Consider the following 14851-nt stretch of genomic DNA (forward strand, 5'->3'; position numbering starts at 1 on the left):
CGGGTGATTATCGGAACCGGCATCGACCTCGTCGACATACCGCGTTTCGAACGAACGATGGCTCGGACCCCTCGACTGCTCGAGCGGCTGTTTGCAGAGTCTGAGCGCTCGCTCCGCCTTCCTTCCTTGGCCGCACGATACGCGGCCAAGGAGGCGCTGATCAAAGCACTAGGCGGGTCGGACGGCGTGCACTGGACCGAAATTGAGATCGCCTCTGAGGCTTCGGGGCGCCCTCATTTCGTTCTTTCGGGTTCTACCGCCGCCGTCGTCGAAGAGCGCGGGATCAGCACCGTGCATCTGACGCTCACACACGATGCGGGACTCGCCGCCGCTTTTGTTGTCGCCGAGGGGGCGCCACTGTGACTGTTCCGTTCCGCGAAGCAGCAATTGACCTTGATGCCATCGCCGACAACGTACGGCACTTTCGCCGGCTCACCGGCGTCGAAGTGATCGCGGTTGTGAAAGCCAATGCCTACGGCCACGGCGCAGCGGCTGCCGCTGTCGCTGCCCTTGCCGGCGGCGCCACCCGGCTGGGCGTTGCGGAGCTTAGCGAAGCGCTCGAACTCAGACGCCAAGGAGTGCACGCGCCGATTGTGGCGTGGTTGCACGCGCCAGGGGAGCGCTTCGAGCAGGCAGCAGCGCACGACATCGAGGTGGGGATCTCCTCTTTCGAGCAGTTGGAGGCCGCAGCGACCGCTGCGGCCGTCGATCGGCCGGTCGGGGTGCACCTGAAGTTCGAGACGGGACTGTCGCGCAACGGCATTGCTCCCGCTGACTGGGCACGCGTCCTCGCAGAGGCTGCCAGGCTGGAGCGGATCGGACGACTGCGCATCGTCGGTCTCTTCAGCCATCTCTCCAACACCTCCCCGGAAGACGATCGAGCGGCGCTTGCCAAGTTCGAGGAGGGAGTTGCGGCAGCGGCCTCCTTCGGCATCCACCCGGAGATTCGTCATATCGCCGCCACGGCCGCAGCGATCGATCTGCCAGAAATGCGACTGGACGCCGTGCGTATTGGCGTAGGTATCTACGGCCTCTCCCCATTTGCTGATCGCAGCTCGGCAGAGCTCGGCCTGCGTCCGGCGATGACGCTTCGTGCGGCCGCGGCCGCCGTGCGCCGGGTGCCTGCAGGAGCGGGCGTTTCCTACGGATACGACCACCGCACCGCAGGCGACACCACGCTGGTCTTGGTGCCGCTCGGCTACGCCGATGGTGTGCCGCGCCACGCTTCGGGCAAACTCCCCGTCTTCATCGGCGGACGCCAGTTCGTGAACGTGGGCCGGATTGCCATGGATCAGTTCGTGGTCGATGTGGGGGACATGCCGGTCTCCGTCGGCGACGAAGTTGTGCTGTTTGGCGACGCCACTTTAGGGGTACCATCCGCGGCTGACTGGGCGGATGCGGCAGACACCATCAACTACGAAATCGTCACGCGCATCGGCCCCCGCGTTCCGCGGAGAGCTTCATGAGCGTAGATCCGATACTCTTCGGACGCCAGCAGGTCGACACATCAGAGGCGATGGAGCATCTCGGCTTCCGCATCGGCGAACAGTTGATAGCAGGCGACCTCCTGATCCTGACCGGACCGCTGGGGGCGGGAAAGACCACCTTCACCCGCGGCCTCGCCGAAGGTCTGGGGGTGCGGGGGCCGGTGCAAAGCCCGACTTTTGTGATCGCGCGAACGCATCCGTCTCTCGTGGGGCGTGCGCCATTGGTGCATGTCGACGCGTATCGGTTGGGGTCAGCCTCTGAACTGGACGACCTCGATCTTGACCTCGCACGCTCTGTGGTCGTGATCGAGTGGGGAAGAGGCGTGGCAGAAGAACTAGCTGACTCCTGGTGGGACATCGAACTGGAGCGCCCCACCGGGATCGACGATGTCGACCCATCGGAGCTTGACGCTGACGCTCCGCGCATAGTGACGATTTCACCGAAAGGCATTTCATGACCACGGCGCAGACTCCTGTGCTCCTCGCGGTGATTATCGAAGACGACCCCGGTGTGCGGTCTCTGCTTGACGAAGTGTTTCTTGCGGCAGGCTTCACAACCGTCTTGGCGAGTTCAGGGTTGGAAGGTCTCGCGGCCGTTGAACAACACCACCCGGTGATCACGACCCTCGACATCAACCTGCCTGGCATCGACGGCTTCGAGGTAGCGCGACGCATTCGCCAGGTCAGCAACACGTTCATCATCATGCTCTCGGCGCTGGCCGATGAGTCTGACGTGGTGTTGGGGCTTACTTCGGGTGCAGACGAGTACCTCGTCAAGCCGTTTCGTCCGCGCGAGCTCCGTGCCCGCATCGAAGCTTTCCTTCGGCGACCGCGCACACCTGTGGCTGCGGTGGCAGAGGGCGCACGATCCGTGCCAGCGCTCACCACAGCGCATGAGCCGGCCTCCTCCGACGGAGCAACGGTGCTGACGTGGCGCGGCAAGGTGCATCGCGATCTCAGCCTCGACCTGGACACACGTCGCGTCTTGATCGGGCAAAGACGCATAGACCTGACCCCGACGGAGTTCGATCTACTGGCGGCACTTCTGGAAGCAAAGGTGCGCGTGTGCAGTAAGACAGAGCTTGCCCGCGGACTCCGCGCAGACATGGAGGGCTCGTCTGACTTCGTGAGCGAACCAGACAAAAGGGCTATCGAGACGCATATCGCAAACTTGCGCCGAAAACTAGGCGACAACACGTCCAAGCCTCGGTACATTGAGACAGTGCGTGGCGTCGGCTATCGCCTGACATCAGCGGACGCAGAGTCCGACTGACTGGGGCGGAGCCGCGGCTCCCCAGCCGCGGCCCCGGTTGCCCGCGAGTCCCCACTCGCTCGACCCCAGCATCTGCGTTGTTCCCCAGTCGCAGTATCGGCCCCACTAAGAATGCTAGGCCGGATAGGCCACCCAAAGAGCGGGCTTTACCGATCTTTGAGTAATCTTGCGCAAAAGCTGAGGTTTGGAAAGGAGTGTGAGCGCTAATGGTCCGCACCCTCTCCATTTGGCGCTGGCAACTCGTTTTCACCGGCAGCACGGTGGCGATCGTCGCCATGATCACCGCTTTTCATCCGCAGACTTTCGCTAATCGCCTTGTCGTCGCTGGAGTGGTCCTGGCCATCCTCACCACGCTGATGACGCTCGCAGTGCCGTGGCACCGACTGCCGCGCACTGCCGCCGTCGTCATCCCCTTGCTCGATGCGCTTGCTGTCGGCCTCACCACCAACGCCCCCGACATTCGACTGGGGTTCCTTTGGGTCTTTCCCATCGTCTGGCTCGCTACCTACTTCTCGATGCCGTGGGTGCTCGGTGGAATCGCTTTCATCAGTGCCACACTCGTGCTGTTCTCGGAGCAACAGGGCACTCCTGCCGACCTCTTGCTGCGACTATTGGTGCTCATCATCACCCTGGGGTTCCTGGGGGTGACAGTTCGTGTGGGGGCGCAGCGCTCCCGTGCGGCTCGGCGGCTTCTGCAGCTGAGGTCTGAGCAGGTCAACCGTGCGGCAGAGCGGGCAGAGGCCAACCAACGTCGCGTCACGCAGATCATTGACGGGCTGACGGTTGCCCTTGTCGTTGTCGCCGGTACCGGACGCGTTTTGCAAATGAACGATGCCTACCGAGCGCTCTATGGTCGCGACCGCTTCGGAGCTGCGCTTCCGTCTGCCGCGGTCGAATACGACGCCAGACGGGGGACAGCCATCCCGCCGGCGCACACTTCGCTCGCGCGCGCTGCTGCCGGCGAGACACTGCGAGCTGAGCAGGTATGGCTGTTCGACGGGGCAGGACAATGGCGAGCGCTAGAGGTTAGTACACAGCCGATGGCGAGCGCGGGAGAAGGCGAAGACCTCACGCTCGTGATTATCGACGACGTGACGGCACGGCTGGAGGCCGAAGAAGAACGTCGCGCATTCACCGCCGTCATCTCGCACGAACTCCGAAACCCGTTGACCGCGATTGTCGGGCACGTTGATCTGCTTCGCGAACGAGATGATCTGCCTGGCCGTGTACCGGCGCAGCTCGAGGTGGTGGCGCACGCGGGCGAGCGAATGCAAGATCTCGTCGAAAGCATCCTCACCCAGACCAGCACGACAGCACATGAGCCTTTCGAGTCGGTCGATCTCCGCGGTGTGGTCGAGGCTTCCGCAGCGTCTTACGAACCACTCCTTTCGGGCAACCGGCAGGAGTTCACCATCGAAGGCGCCGAGAGCCTCGTCATCTCCGGCGATGCCTTTCGGCTTAGGCAGGTGCTCGACAACCTGTTGAGCAACGCCGCCAAATACACCCCCGCCGGAGGGCGCATCAAAGTCGACCTCGACACGGTGCCCGATGGCCAGGCAGAACTGACGGTGGTCGACGATGGCGCAGGGATGACGAAAGCCGACGTGCACCGTGTGTTCGAACCATACTTTCGCACCGATAGTGCGGTGAGTTCCGGCATCAGCGGCACAGGACTCGGTATGGGCATCGTGCGAGAGATCGTCGCGGCGCACGATGGCAGCATCGACGTCGCTAGTGAGATCGGGGTCGGCACCCGGGTGACGTTGCGCTTTCCGCAGCGTCGAGTGAAGGAGACACAGGTATGACCCCGCTCGTTCCGATCAACGTCGACGTCACGACGGCTTTGGTGGCGCTCGCCACTGTGCTTACTGCCTTGGTCGCTGGCCTCGTCACCCTTGCGAGGCCCAGCGTTTCTACCGTGACGTGGGGGATCGCTTTCGGCGTGGGCATGCTGGGTGCCTATCTCTGGCTCGCGGGGCAGGAGGCAGACGAGCCTATGCTTCGTGCGGCAGCCTCGGCTCTGGTGCTGAGTTTTGAACCGTTGATCTGGATCGGACTGCGGATGCACTTCGGTCGGCGCGAAAGATGGGGCATGGTCGTCCCATTCTTGCCTGTGGTGCTCCCACTGCTTCTGTTCACTGCGGGGACGCCGTGGTACCTCCCCGTGTTCCACCTTGCCTACCTGGCCAGCGCTGTCTATGGCGGTTGCGTGGCGTATGAGCTGTGGCGAGATCGCACGGCAGTGCGAGATATTCAGATGCCGCTGGCACTGGCTTCTTGCGCGCTTGTGGCGGTCGCTGTGGTGAGCGCCGTCTCCTCCTTGCTGGCTGAGGGGGGAGGCACTGAGGAGCAGTTGGACGCATTGCGCGGTATGAATGCGGTGGGGGCTTTGGTGGTCGGCACCTGTGCAGCCTTCACCCTGGCGCTGATGGTGCGGTCATCAGACGAGAAGTCCAGCGGGCACGACCTCGCAGAGCGCTCACGTCGTCGACTTCTCAAAGCAAAAGAGCAGAACGATCAGACCTGGTCGGTGCTCGACATTTGGCTGGACGACCCTGCCGACCTCAGGGAAGCCTCTTCGGGCTCGGCATACTCCGCGATCGTCGATCGCTTCCACGAAGACATCGAGGAGGCACTGCCCGCATCCGCGGATGCCGACAGGGTGGGCGATGCACACTCCGTGGTCGTAATTCGTGGGAGCGATGAGTCCGTTCGTCACTATCTGCGCGAAATATTGAGTCGCGTCTCGGTGATTGAACGAGACGCCACCACCGTCTCCGGCATCCGGTCGTCCGCAAGTATCGGATGGGTGACAGCTGCCACTGCCGGTTTCGACTACGACGCGCTGGTTGCCGCCGCCGGTCAGGCCGCGGCCAGGGCTCGTGCTGCGGGTGGCGATCAGTGGAAGCGGGCTTCCTCCTCCGACCTCATGTCAACGACGGCTACCCTGGAAACGTGATCCTTGCCGTTGACACTTCCCTTGGCACCGCTGTTGCTCTCATCGATCCCGATGGCACCGCACGCGCCGAAGCCAGTGCCGCCGACCCCCTCGGCCATGCCGAAGTGATCGGCGACCTGCTCCTCGGGGCGCTCCGGGAAGCGGGAGACGACGAGATCTCCCATGTGGTGGCGGGGATGGGCCCAGGCCCGTTCACCGGGCTGCGCATCGGCATTGCCACAGCGCGCACCTTCGCGCTCGGGCGCGGCATCCCCGTGATCCCTGTTCCCAGCCATTTCGCTGCGGCGCTCACCGCCGCCGAGACGGAGACCTCACCGTTCGCCATCGTCACAGATGCCCGCCGTCGCGAGGTAGCCATCACTGTCTTCGATGGGACAGATAGTGACGGAATCCCGGTCGTTGTTGCCGACACGGTTCTTGTGCGTGCCGTCGATGCAGACGCGCATCTCAACGGTGTCCGACGCATCGATGTGAAGACCCTCTCGGCGACGGCACTCGCCCAGGTTGGCGCGCGGGCGCACGCCGCAGGCCGCGAACTTACAGGCGAAGAGCCGCTATATATGCGCCAGCCAGATGTGACGATGCCCGGTGCGCCCAAAAAGGTGGGAACATGACCCTCCGCGATGCCACAGCAGACGACCTCGATGCGATCATGGCCATCGAGCACCGGTCTTTCCCGACCGACGCGTGGAGTGCCGCCACAATGGCGGCGGAGCTTTCCAGCCCGCACGGCCGGTATCTGGTCGACGAGCACGACGGCGTCATCATCGGATACGGCGGGGTGCGCGCGCTTCACGGCAGTGCAGACGCAGACATTCAAACCATCGCATTTCTGCCAGAGCACCGAGGGAACGGTCGCGGCAGGGCGCTGCTGCGAGTGCTGCTCTTGACCGCTGCCGACCGAGGCGCGCGAGAGGTATTCCTCGAAGTCAGGGCAGACAACCCCTCAGCAGAGGGGCTTTACCTCGCCGAGGGATTTGAAGAGCTTGCGCGGCGTCCGAACTACTACCAACCAGACAACGTCGACGCGATCGTGATGCGTCTGCGCGTGCGTGCGTCTTCGGCATCAACCATCACGGCGGAGGAGACGAAGGCGTGAGCGAACCACTAGTTCTCGGCATCGAAACGAGCTGTGACGAAACCGGCATCGGCATCGTTCGCGGGCGGACACTGCTCTCCAACACGATCGCATCGAGTATGGATGAGCACGCCAGATTCGGCGGAGTGGTGCCAGAGGTCGCGGCCAGAGCGCACCTGGAGGCGCTGCAACCGGCGATCGATAAGGCGCTCGCCGAAGCTAACGTGCGATTGGGCGACCTTGACGCCGTTGCCGTGACGAGCGGACCAGGGTTGGCTGGTGCACTCATGGTGGGCGTTGGCGCCGCGAAAGGGCTTGCCGCGTCGCTCGGCAAGCCGCTGTACGCGGTGAATCATCTCGTGGGCCACATCGCCGCCGACATCCTCACCCCAGACAGCGATCCGCTGGAATACCCGACGATCGCGCTGTTGGTCTCCGGGGGGCATACCTCACTCCTGCACGTACGGGACCTCACCACGGACGTCGAGATGCTCGGTGAAACGATGGACGACGCGGCGGGGGAGGCCTTCGACAAGGTGGCCAGGTTGCTCTCCCTGCCGTACCCAGGCGGACCGGAGATTGATCGCGTCGCGGCGGATGGCGATCCGAATGCGATCAGGTTCCCCCGAGGGCTGTCCCGCGCTTCGGACCTTGCCAAGCACCGCTACGACTTCTCGTTCTCTGGCCTGAAGACGGCCGTCGCTCGCTGGGTAGAAAAGTGCGAGGCCGAGGGGACAGAAGTTCCTGTCGCCGACGTCGCCGCAAGCTTCAGGGAAGCGGTCGTTGACGTATTGGTGACGAAGGCGCTCGCCGCCTGCAGAGACCTCGGCGTTCCCCGCCTGTTGCTGGGCGGAGGCGTCATCGCGAACCGCCGCCTGCGTGATGTGGCCCTCGAACGTGCAGCGCAGGCCGGTGTTACGGTGCGCATCCCTCCGCTGTCTTTGTGCACAGATAATGGGGCGATGATTGCCGCGCTCGCCGCCGAACTGATCTCTGCGGGGCGTCGTCCGTCCACGTTCGGTTTCGGCGCCGATTCGACGCTTCCTGTGACCGAGATTCAGATCGCAGAAGCGAGCACTGTATGAGTGATCCGGCAGACACTCCAGAGCGGGCAGTGCCGCCGACTGCTCGAATCGAAGAGCCCAGCGGTGAGGTCGAACGCCCAGCGGGCGCTGCCCGGCTGCCGGGTGCTCGCCGAGACGGCTACACCAGACTGCCCACAGGCCCTGTCGGCATCGAGCCCATCGTCGTCAGCGGACCCGACCTCGATGAGGCGGCGACGACCGAGTGGGAACCGTCAACGGATCCCGCGTCGATCGACGACACACGCCTCGCGCCCTGGGCGTTGCTGGCCGCGATTGTCGCGCTGGTGGCTTCGTTCTTCGTGGGGTGGGGCATCCCGGTAGGTGTCGTTGCCGTGATCGCCGCAATCATGTCGCTTCGGCGCCCCGTGGAAAGTCGGGCGATCGCACGATGGGCGCTCGTGCTGGGGCTCTGCGCCACGGTGTACAGCTTGGGCTGGCTGGTGTGGGCTGGCATGCAGTTCGAGAAGCTCGGCTGACTTCGCGCGCCCTCGCCGTCCGCCGCGTTCCTACGCGTGATGGAGGTGCGGTTCGGCATCCCACGGAAAGTCGATATCGCCGTTGCCTGCGAGGATCGCTCGGTAGGTGAGTTCCGCCGCATTTTCGAGATTCAGAGCGCGCCGCAATGCCATGTCGCAGTCGTCGCCGACTGTGGTTGAGCCGTGATTGCCCATGACCACACAGTTGTGGGTGTGGAGTTCGGCTGCTGCGGTGTTCGCCAGCTCGTCTGACCCGTTGGGGTAGTACGGCGTGCGGCCGATGGATCCCACGTAGTAGGCATGGTCGAGAGTGACGAGACGGATGGGACGCTGCAGCGCATCGAGCAGAAGAGCGTGGGCGGGGTGCACATGCACGACCGAACCGATGTCGGCGCGCGCCTGGTACGCGCGCTGGTGAAGCTTCCATTCGCTCGATGGTTTTGGTGCACCGTCAACGACATTGCCATCCAGATCCATGACGCTGAACGATGAAGTATCGAGCCGGTTCAGCCAGGTCCCAGAGGCCGTCACCACAAACCGGTCAGCGCTGAGGCGGATCGAGAGATTGCCGGCACTCGCCAACGCGAGGCCTGATTGCACAATCTCCGCCCCTGCGCGGATGAGTTGCTGTACGGCGTCGGTGGTGTTGGGGGGATTCGTCATTGGATCGTCCACATCGCTCTGGGAAGTCGTTGTCAGACAACCATAGCGGTCGTTGGTGATGACCGGAAGCTCAAGCGTGGCGAATGATCGAGAAGGTATAGCGCCCATCAATGAAGTAGGTGCGCGAGTAGGCGACCGCCTGCTCGTCGCGGTCGTAGTGGACCTGGTCGAGAAGGAGTGCCAGACCGTTTCGGCCCGGCGGGGTGTCCCACGTCACGTGCTCAGAAACCACGGGATGGATTTCTGCGACGGCGCGCGTCGGGACGATGCCCCGTACGTCTCGCAGGTAGGCAAATACCGAACCGTCAAGCACGTCGGGGGACTCGCCTTCGGGGAAAACGCCGATCGGCAACAGGTCATATGAGTACGCCACGATCTCGTCGTCTGCCAAAATCACACGCCGTGTCTCGAGGGCAAGATCGTTCGTGGTGAGCCCGAGTTTGGCGGCTTCTTCGGGCAAAAGGGGCCGAATAGTGCGGCTGCGGTAACGCATTCCCGGCTCGCGTCCTGTGCGACGAATAGAGTCGGTGATCGACTCGAGCCGCTCCAGCCCCGCCGTCACGACCGGCGGCTCAGAGACGAAAGTGCCAACCCCGTGGCGGGTGTGCACGAGGCCAGCCGTCTTTAGCTCACTCAGTGCTGCACGCACCGTCGGCCGAGAAACTTCAAACGTCTCTCCGAGCTCTGATTCGGTGGGCAGGCGGTCGCCGACCGCATAAGTTCCGTCGCCGATTCGATCGCGGATACCGGCGACAACTGCATCAACGCGGGAAGCCTTACGTACCATCGTGAACCCCCCTTCACTGTTGGTCTACAGTCCTTCACTCGGACGCTTCGTTGTCGTCTCGAGCTGTAGAGACATTATGGCAGACAGGCAAGTTATTCGGTCTTATTGACACGGTTGTCTGACAACCGCTAGCGTTTCACCGTACGCAACAACGGAGTGCGGCGGAAGGAGATGGACACGGTGGTTCAAGCGATCGAGTGGATTGAGGACGAGGGCGGCCCAGCCGTGCGGATCATCGATCAGACGGTACTTCCGACTGAAGAGTCGCACCTCGACCTCCGCACCGTTGACCAGCTCGTCGACGCGATTGCGCGACTAGCGGTGCGTGGTGCACCAGCGCTCGGCGCAGCGGGCGGCTATGGCGTCGCGCTCGCAGAGCGGCAGGGAGCGGCAGAGGGGTGGACGAACGCACAACTCGACGCAGAGATCGAACGCGTCGCCTTGGCTCGCCCCACCGCCGTAAATCTCGCATGGGGCGCACGCCGCGTCGATGCGGTTCGTCGTGAAGGCGGCGGCGGCGCGCTCGCCGAGGCCCACCGAATTGCCGGGGAAGATGAAGCAGCCAACCGCGAGCTCTCCCGTCTCGGCGCTGACTGGCTGCTCAAGCGCACGGGCAAGCAGAAGTTGCGCGCCATCACGCACTGCAACACCGGAGCGCTGGCGACCACAGCGTGGGGGACCGCATACGGCGTACTGAAAGAACTACACGAGCGCGGTGCGCTTGAGATCGTCTACGTCGACGAAACTCGTCCCCTTCTGCAGGGCGTCAGGCTCACCAGCTGGGAACTCGCGAAAGACGGTATCCCACACGTGGTGCAGGTAGATGGTGCGGCTGGCAGCACGATCCTGCGCGGCCTCGTCGATTTCGCAGTCATCGGCGCAGACCGTATCGCCGCCAATGGCGATACGGCCAACAAGATCGGCTCTGTCTCTGTGGCACTTGCCGCACACCGCGCCGGCATCCCGTTCTTGGTCGCGGCGCCGATGTCGACCGTCGATGTCACGCTCGCCTCTGGTGATCTCATCGAGATTGAAGAGCGCGATGAACAAGAAGTGCTCACGCATGGCGGAACCCACATGGCGGCACCGGGGGTGCGCGGCTTCAACCCCGCCTTCGACGTCACCCCGCACGACCTCATCAGCGGCATCGTCACCGAACACGGTGTGGTGGAGCCGACGGTGACACAACCCGCATTCGCCTGACTCTGTTCAGTCGGATCGACCCCAAGAAAGGAATCGCAATGAAGCGCATGTCATCTCACAGCCTGCGGCGTCGGCTCGCAGCGACCGGCACTGTCGGACTCGCCGCGGTACTCGCCCTCACGGCTTGCAGCCAGGGGGAGCCCGCAGCTCAGGAGTCATCTGACTCTGGGGCCGTCAGCGACGCAACAGACGAAATGCCCGCCGAGCTGGTCGGGGCGAAAATCGCCATCGTTCAGCAGTCCGGTCAGGGAGACTATTTCCAGCAGTACCTCAACGGCACCCGCCAGCAGGCAGACGCCCTCGGCTTCGACCTGTCGGTGTACGACGCGCAGGGCGACAACGCCACCCAGGCAACCCAGCTCGAGCAGGCGGTGTCTTCCGGAGTCGACGCGATCATTGTGCGTCACGGCTTCCCCGACACCCTCTGCCCCGGTGTGAATGACGCCATCTCCCAAGGCATCGCTGTCATCGCCTACGACGTGAACGTCTCGGAGTGCGCTGACGGCGTGATCCAGACGCAGCAGTCGGACGAGATCATGGCTCAGCTGGTGCTCGACCGGATGTACGAAGACATCGGCGATGCGCAGCCAGTGGGCTACGTCAACGTGGAGGGCATCGCTCCGCTGGACCGCCGAGACGCCGTGTGGCGCGAATACCTTGCAGACAACGAGTGGGACCAGCTGTTCAAGACCGGTTCTTTCACCAGCTCGTCTGCAAGCGACAGTGCACCGATGGTGGCTGCGGCAACGCAGGCCAACCCTTCGGTGGTTGCCGTATACGCTCCGTATGACGAGTTCACTAAAGGAACGCTCACAGGTCTCGACCAGGTGAGCGGCAGCGAAGACGTGCTCGTCTATGGTGCTGACATATCTAACGCCGACATCGAGCTCATGCGTGCAGAGGGAAGCCGCTGGGTAGCCACCGGTGCCACCGACCCCAACGCGATCGGTGCCGCAGTGCTGCGCACCCTCGCGCTGTCGATGGCAGGCGAGCTGGACTCCGAGCTGGTGGAGTTCCCGCCGGTCCTCGTCACTCAGGAGATGCTGCAGGACGACGACATCAAAAACATGGATGATCTGCGCGCCGCCGTTCCCGAGCTGAACCTGTCGAAGGTCTCGGCGGCAGACTGGATGCCGGTCGTCAGCTTCTGACACCCCTTCCGGTGGGGCGGCAACCCGAAGCCGCCCCACCGGACCCCCTAGATATCACCCGCTCAGCGAGGAGCAGCGAGACTATGAGTACGCCGCGCGACGCGCATCCCCTACCGACTCCCGTGCTTGAGTTGCGAGACATTCGCAAATCTTTCGGCGCGAACGCCGTGCTCAAAGGCGTAGATCTCGCCCTTCGGCCAGGCCGCATCACCGCGCTCCTGGGGGCGAACGGTGCAGGAAAGTCAACCCTCATCAAGGCGCTTTCCGGAGTGCACGAGCCCACCTCAGGCGAAATCATGTTGGAGGGGGAATCGGTACAACTGGAGAACCCGATCGCCGCTTCGCGACTGGGAATGCGCACGGTTCACCAGCGCATCGACGATGCGATCATTCCCGGCCTCAGCGTGGCCGAGAACCTCGTGTTCGAGCAGATCGCGCTGGGAGAGGCTCCGGCGGTCGCTTCGCTTTCTTCGCTTCTTCCTCGTGCCCGCAAGGTCGCAGCCGCTCTCTCGCTGGACTGGGACGATGCGTTCTTGCGCCAAGACGTCTACGAGCTCGGTATTGCCGACTGCCAGATGTTGTTGTTGGCGCGCGCGCTCGTCACCGATCCGAAGGTGCTGATTCTCGACGAACCCACCTCGACGCTGTCGCAGTCCGAGGCAGAGCGGCTCTTCGAGACGATCCTTGCGCTGCGCGACCGTGGCGTGGCCATCCTGCATGTCTCGCACCGGCTCGCCGAAATCGACCAACTGGCTGACGACATCGTGGTGCTCCGTGATGGGCGCATCACCGCCATGCAGAACCGTCCATTCGACTTCGCTGCCGCCGTCACCTCGATGTTGGGGGAGGGAACCACGCACGACATCGAGGGGCTGGAACACCTCACCGGCGAGCAGGTAGCCCTGGAAATCGCGGGCCTGCGGATCTTCCCTGAGTCCCCAGCGCTCTCTGTGGCTCTCCGTGGAGGGGAGGTCACTGGGGTCATCGGGCTCGTCGGCGCTGGCAAGACCGAACTCGCCGACTACGTTTTCGGCGAGTCGACAGGTGCAGAGGCCGGCGTGATGACTCTGCGCGGAGACGCATACGCCCCGCGGCATCCGAAAGACGCCATCAATCGAGGGGTGTTCTTAGTGCCGGAAGACCGCGCGGCCCAGGGAATGCTCCCCGGATGGTCGATCGCGCGCACCTTCAGCCTGCCCTTCCTCTCGCGCTTTGCCCGAGGCCCGCTTCTCCAGCAGGGAGCCGAAACGGCGCGCGCCGCCCAAGCGATCGCCGATTTCGGCGTTGTCGCCACCGGCCCAGGACAAACAGTCGACGCGCTGTCTGGCGGAAACCAGCAGAAAGTGATGGTGGCTCGATGGATGCAGACTCCGCCAGACGTGCTGTTGCTAGATGAGCCCTTCCGCGGCGTTGACATCGGCGCGCGACGCGAGATTGCGCGCCGTGCCAGAGAGCAGGCAGCAGACGGGAGCTGCGTGGTGATGCTGTGCAGCGACGTCGATGAACTGCGCGAGATCGCCGATCGCGTGCTTGTGCTTGTCGAGGGACGCATCACCCTCGACGCCCGAATTGACACAGTTTCCGACGAGCAGATCGTCCAGAGTATGACGGAGGTGGCCTGACATGGCCGACACCACGACCCTTCGCGCGCAGAAGCGCGAGACCCGCACGAGCGACATCGTCCGCGACGCGGTGGTGAAGTACGGCTTTATCGCCGTCACCGTCATCGCTTTCATCTTCTTCGCTTTCACACAGTCCGCCTTCGCGACGCCGGACTCGCTGTTCTCGATGCTCAAGTTCGCTTCGGTCACCGCGATTCTCGGACTCGGCGTGATGTTCAGCATGATCGTCGGAGGCCTCGACCTGTCGATCGGATCGGTGGCAGGCCTTGCGGTGCAGTTGGTGGCCGTCACGATGGTCTTCTACAACCTCACCGGGGTGACGGCGGTGGGTATCGCGCTCGCCGCTGGTCTGCTGGTCGGTGTATTGAACGCCTTCCTCATTGTGGTGTGCAAGATCCCCGACCTGTTGGCAACGCTGGGCGTGATGTTCGTCATCCAGGGTGTGAAACTTATCCCGGTTTCTGGACAGTCGGTGTCTTCCGGCATGGTCCTGCCGAACGGCGAAACCGCTCCGGGAAAGTTCGATCCCACATTCCTGCTCATCGACCGTGGCACCATCGGTCCTGTCCCGATCCCCGTCGTGATCATGCTCGTGCTCGTCGTCGCTTCCTGGTTCGTGCTGACGCGCACCTCCTGGGGCCGAGTGCTTTACGCCGTGGGTGCTAACCCGGAAGCCGCGCGACTGTCTGGCATCCGCGTGGGTCTCTACCGCGGTGGCGCGTATGTCGTCTCGGCACTCTTCGCCTCTGTCGCCGGCATCATCCTGGTCTCGCGCATTGGCCAGGGCGATGTGAACGCGGGGTCTTCGAGCCTTCTGGAAGCCGTCGCGGTTGCACTGGTTGGCACCTCGGTACTCGGCATGGGTAAGCCCAACGCCTGGGGCACACTCCTGGGTGCTGTGCTGGTGGCCATCGTGCTGACCGGCATGACTATGGCAGGGTTCCAGTACTACTTCCAAGACACCGCGAAGGGACTGGTGCTGATCGTGGCCCTGCTGTTCTCCTTCACGCTATCTCGTCGCACTTCGCGGTACTCACCGGCCACATAGTCGTAGCCACCGCCCCCAT

General features: G+C 63.7%; 16 protein-coding genes. 14 read left to right on the forward strand and 2 right to left on the reverse strand.

What is annotated here, in order from left to right:
• Positions 1 to 3 precede the first annotated feature (3 nt).
• The 10 genes from AB0O87_RS12745 (at position 4) to AB0O87_RS12790 (ending at position 8358) form a co-directional block, all read left to right on the forward strand.
• Positions 4 to 363: a holo-ACP synthase gene (locus AB0O87_RS12745; RefSeq protein ID WP_363516568.1), complete on the forward strand. Its 360-nt coding sequence runs from the start codon at positions 4 to 6 to the stop codon at positions 361 to 363.
• Positions 360 to 1466, forward strand: coding sequence for an alanine racemase (gene alr / locus AB0O87_RS12750; protein WP_363516571.1), 1107 nt, complete (start codon positions 360 to 362; stop codon positions 1464 to 1466). Before AB0O87_RS12745 ends, alr begins: the two co-directional genes overlap by 4 nt.
• Positions 1463 to 1945, forward strand: coding sequence for a tRNA (adenosine(37)-N6)-threonylcarbamoyltransferase complex ATPase subunit type 1 TsaE (gene tsaE / locus AB0O87_RS12755; protein ID WP_363516574.1), 483 nt, complete (start codon positions 1463 to 1465; stop codon positions 1943 to 1945). Before alr ends, tsaE begins: the two co-directional genes overlap by 4 nt.
• Complete coding sequence (locus AB0O87_RS12760) at positions 1942 to 2760, forward strand: response regulator transcription factor (protein ID WP_363516577.1); 819 nt, start codon at positions 1942 to 1944, stop codon at positions 2758 to 2760. The genes tsaE and AB0O87_RS12760 overlap by 4 nt, the downstream gene beginning before the upstream one ends.
• A gap of 206 nt (positions 2761 to 2966) precedes the next feature.
• Positions 2967 to 4565, forward strand: coding sequence for an ATP-binding protein (locus AB0O87_RS12765; RefSeq protein ID WP_363516580.1), 1599 nt, complete (start codon positions 2967 to 2969; stop codon positions 4563 to 4565).
• Positions 4562 to 5719 carry a hypothetical protein gene (locus AB0O87_RS12770; protein WP_363516583.1) on the forward strand — a complete coding sequence of 386 codons (1158 nt, stop codon included), beginning with the start codon at positions 4562 to 4564 and terminating at the stop codon, positions 5717 to 5719. The genes AB0O87_RS12765 and AB0O87_RS12770 overlap by 4 nt, the downstream gene beginning before the upstream one ends.
• Positions 5716 to 6333 (forward strand): tRNA (adenosine(37)-N6)-threonylcarbamoyltransferase complex dimerization subunit type 1 TsaB, encoded by a 618-nt coding sequence (tsaB, locus tag AB0O87_RS12775; protein ID WP_363516586.1) that lies wholly within the window; start codon positions 5716 to 5718, stop codon positions 6331 to 6333. The genes AB0O87_RS12770 and tsaB overlap by 4 nt, the downstream gene beginning before the upstream one ends.
• Complete coding sequence (rimI, locus tag AB0O87_RS12780) at positions 6330 to 6818, forward strand: ribosomal protein S18-alanine N-acetyltransferase (protein WP_363516589.1); 489 nt, start codon at positions 6330 to 6332, stop codon at positions 6816 to 6818. The genes tsaB and rimI overlap by 4 nt, the downstream gene beginning before the upstream one ends.
• On the forward strand, positions 6815 to 7882 hold the full coding sequence (gene tsaD, locus AB0O87_RS12785) for a tRNA (adenosine(37)-N6)-threonylcarbamoyltransferase complex transferase subunit TsaD (protein WP_363516592.1): 1068 nt from the start codon (positions 6815 to 6817) through the stop codon (positions 7880 to 7882). Before rimI ends, tsaD begins: the two co-directional genes overlap by 4 nt.
• Complete coding sequence (locus tag AB0O87_RS12790; RefSeq protein WP_363516595.1) at positions 7879 to 8358, forward strand: hypothetical protein; 480 nt, start codon at positions 7879 to 7881, stop codon at positions 8356 to 8358. Before tsaD ends, AB0O87_RS12790 begins: the two co-directional genes overlap by 4 nt.
• A gap of 30 nt (positions 8359 to 8388) precedes the next feature.
• On the opposite strand, the gene AB0O87_RS12795 is transcribed toward AB0O87_RS12790, so the two are convergent.
• Both AB0O87_RS12795 and AB0O87_RS12800 read right to left on the reverse strand, forming a co-directional pair.
• Positions 8389 to 9021, reverse strand: coding sequence for a class II aldolase/adducin family protein (locus AB0O87_RS12795; protein ID WP_363516598.1), 633 nt, complete (start codon positions 9019 to 9021; stop codon positions 8389 to 8391).
• Between the two features lie 70 nt (positions 9022 to 9091).
• Positions 9092 to 9808, reverse strand: a complete 717-nt coding sequence (locus AB0O87_RS12800; protein ID WP_363516601.1) for a GntR family transcriptional regulator — start codon at positions 9806 to 9808, stop codon at positions 9092 to 9094.
• Between the two features lie 180 nt (positions 9809 to 9988).
• Here AB0O87_RS12800 and mtnA point away from each other — a divergent pair, with 180 nt between their 5' ends.
• From mtnA to AB0O87_RS12820, 4 genes are all read left to right on the forward strand, one after another.
• Positions 9989 to 11011, forward strand: a complete 1023-nt coding sequence (gene mtnA, locus AB0O87_RS12805; RefSeq protein ID WP_363516604.1) for an S-methyl-5-thioribose-1-phosphate isomerase — start codon at positions 9989 to 9991, stop codon at positions 11009 to 11011.
• Positions 11012 to 11049: 38 nt separating this feature from the next.
• Complete coding sequence (locus AB0O87_RS12810) at positions 11050 to 12162, forward strand: substrate-binding domain-containing protein (protein ID WP_363516607.1); 1113 nt, start codon at positions 11050 to 11052, stop codon at positions 12160 to 12162.
• 83 nt (positions 12163 to 12245) lie between these two features.
• Positions 12246 to 13784 carry a sugar ABC transporter ATP-binding protein gene (locus tag AB0O87_RS12815; RefSeq protein WP_363516610.1) on the forward strand — a complete coding sequence of 513 codons (1539 nt, stop codon included), beginning with the start codon at positions 12246 to 12248 and terminating at the stop codon, positions 13782 to 13784.
• 1 nt (position 13785) lies between these two features.
• The gene (locus AB0O87_RS12820) at positions 13786 to 14832 is read left to right on the forward strand and encodes an ABC transporter permease (RefSeq protein ID WP_363516613.1); all 1047 of its coding nucleotides are present in this window, start codon (positions 13786 to 13788) and stop codon (positions 14830 to 14832) included.
• Positions 14833 to 14851: the final 19 nt, after the last annotated feature.

Source organism: Microbacterium sp. NPDC076768 (assembly GCF_040687205.1).
Lineage (GTDB): Bacteria > Actinomycetota > Actinomycetes > Actinomycetales > Microbacteriaceae > Microbacterium.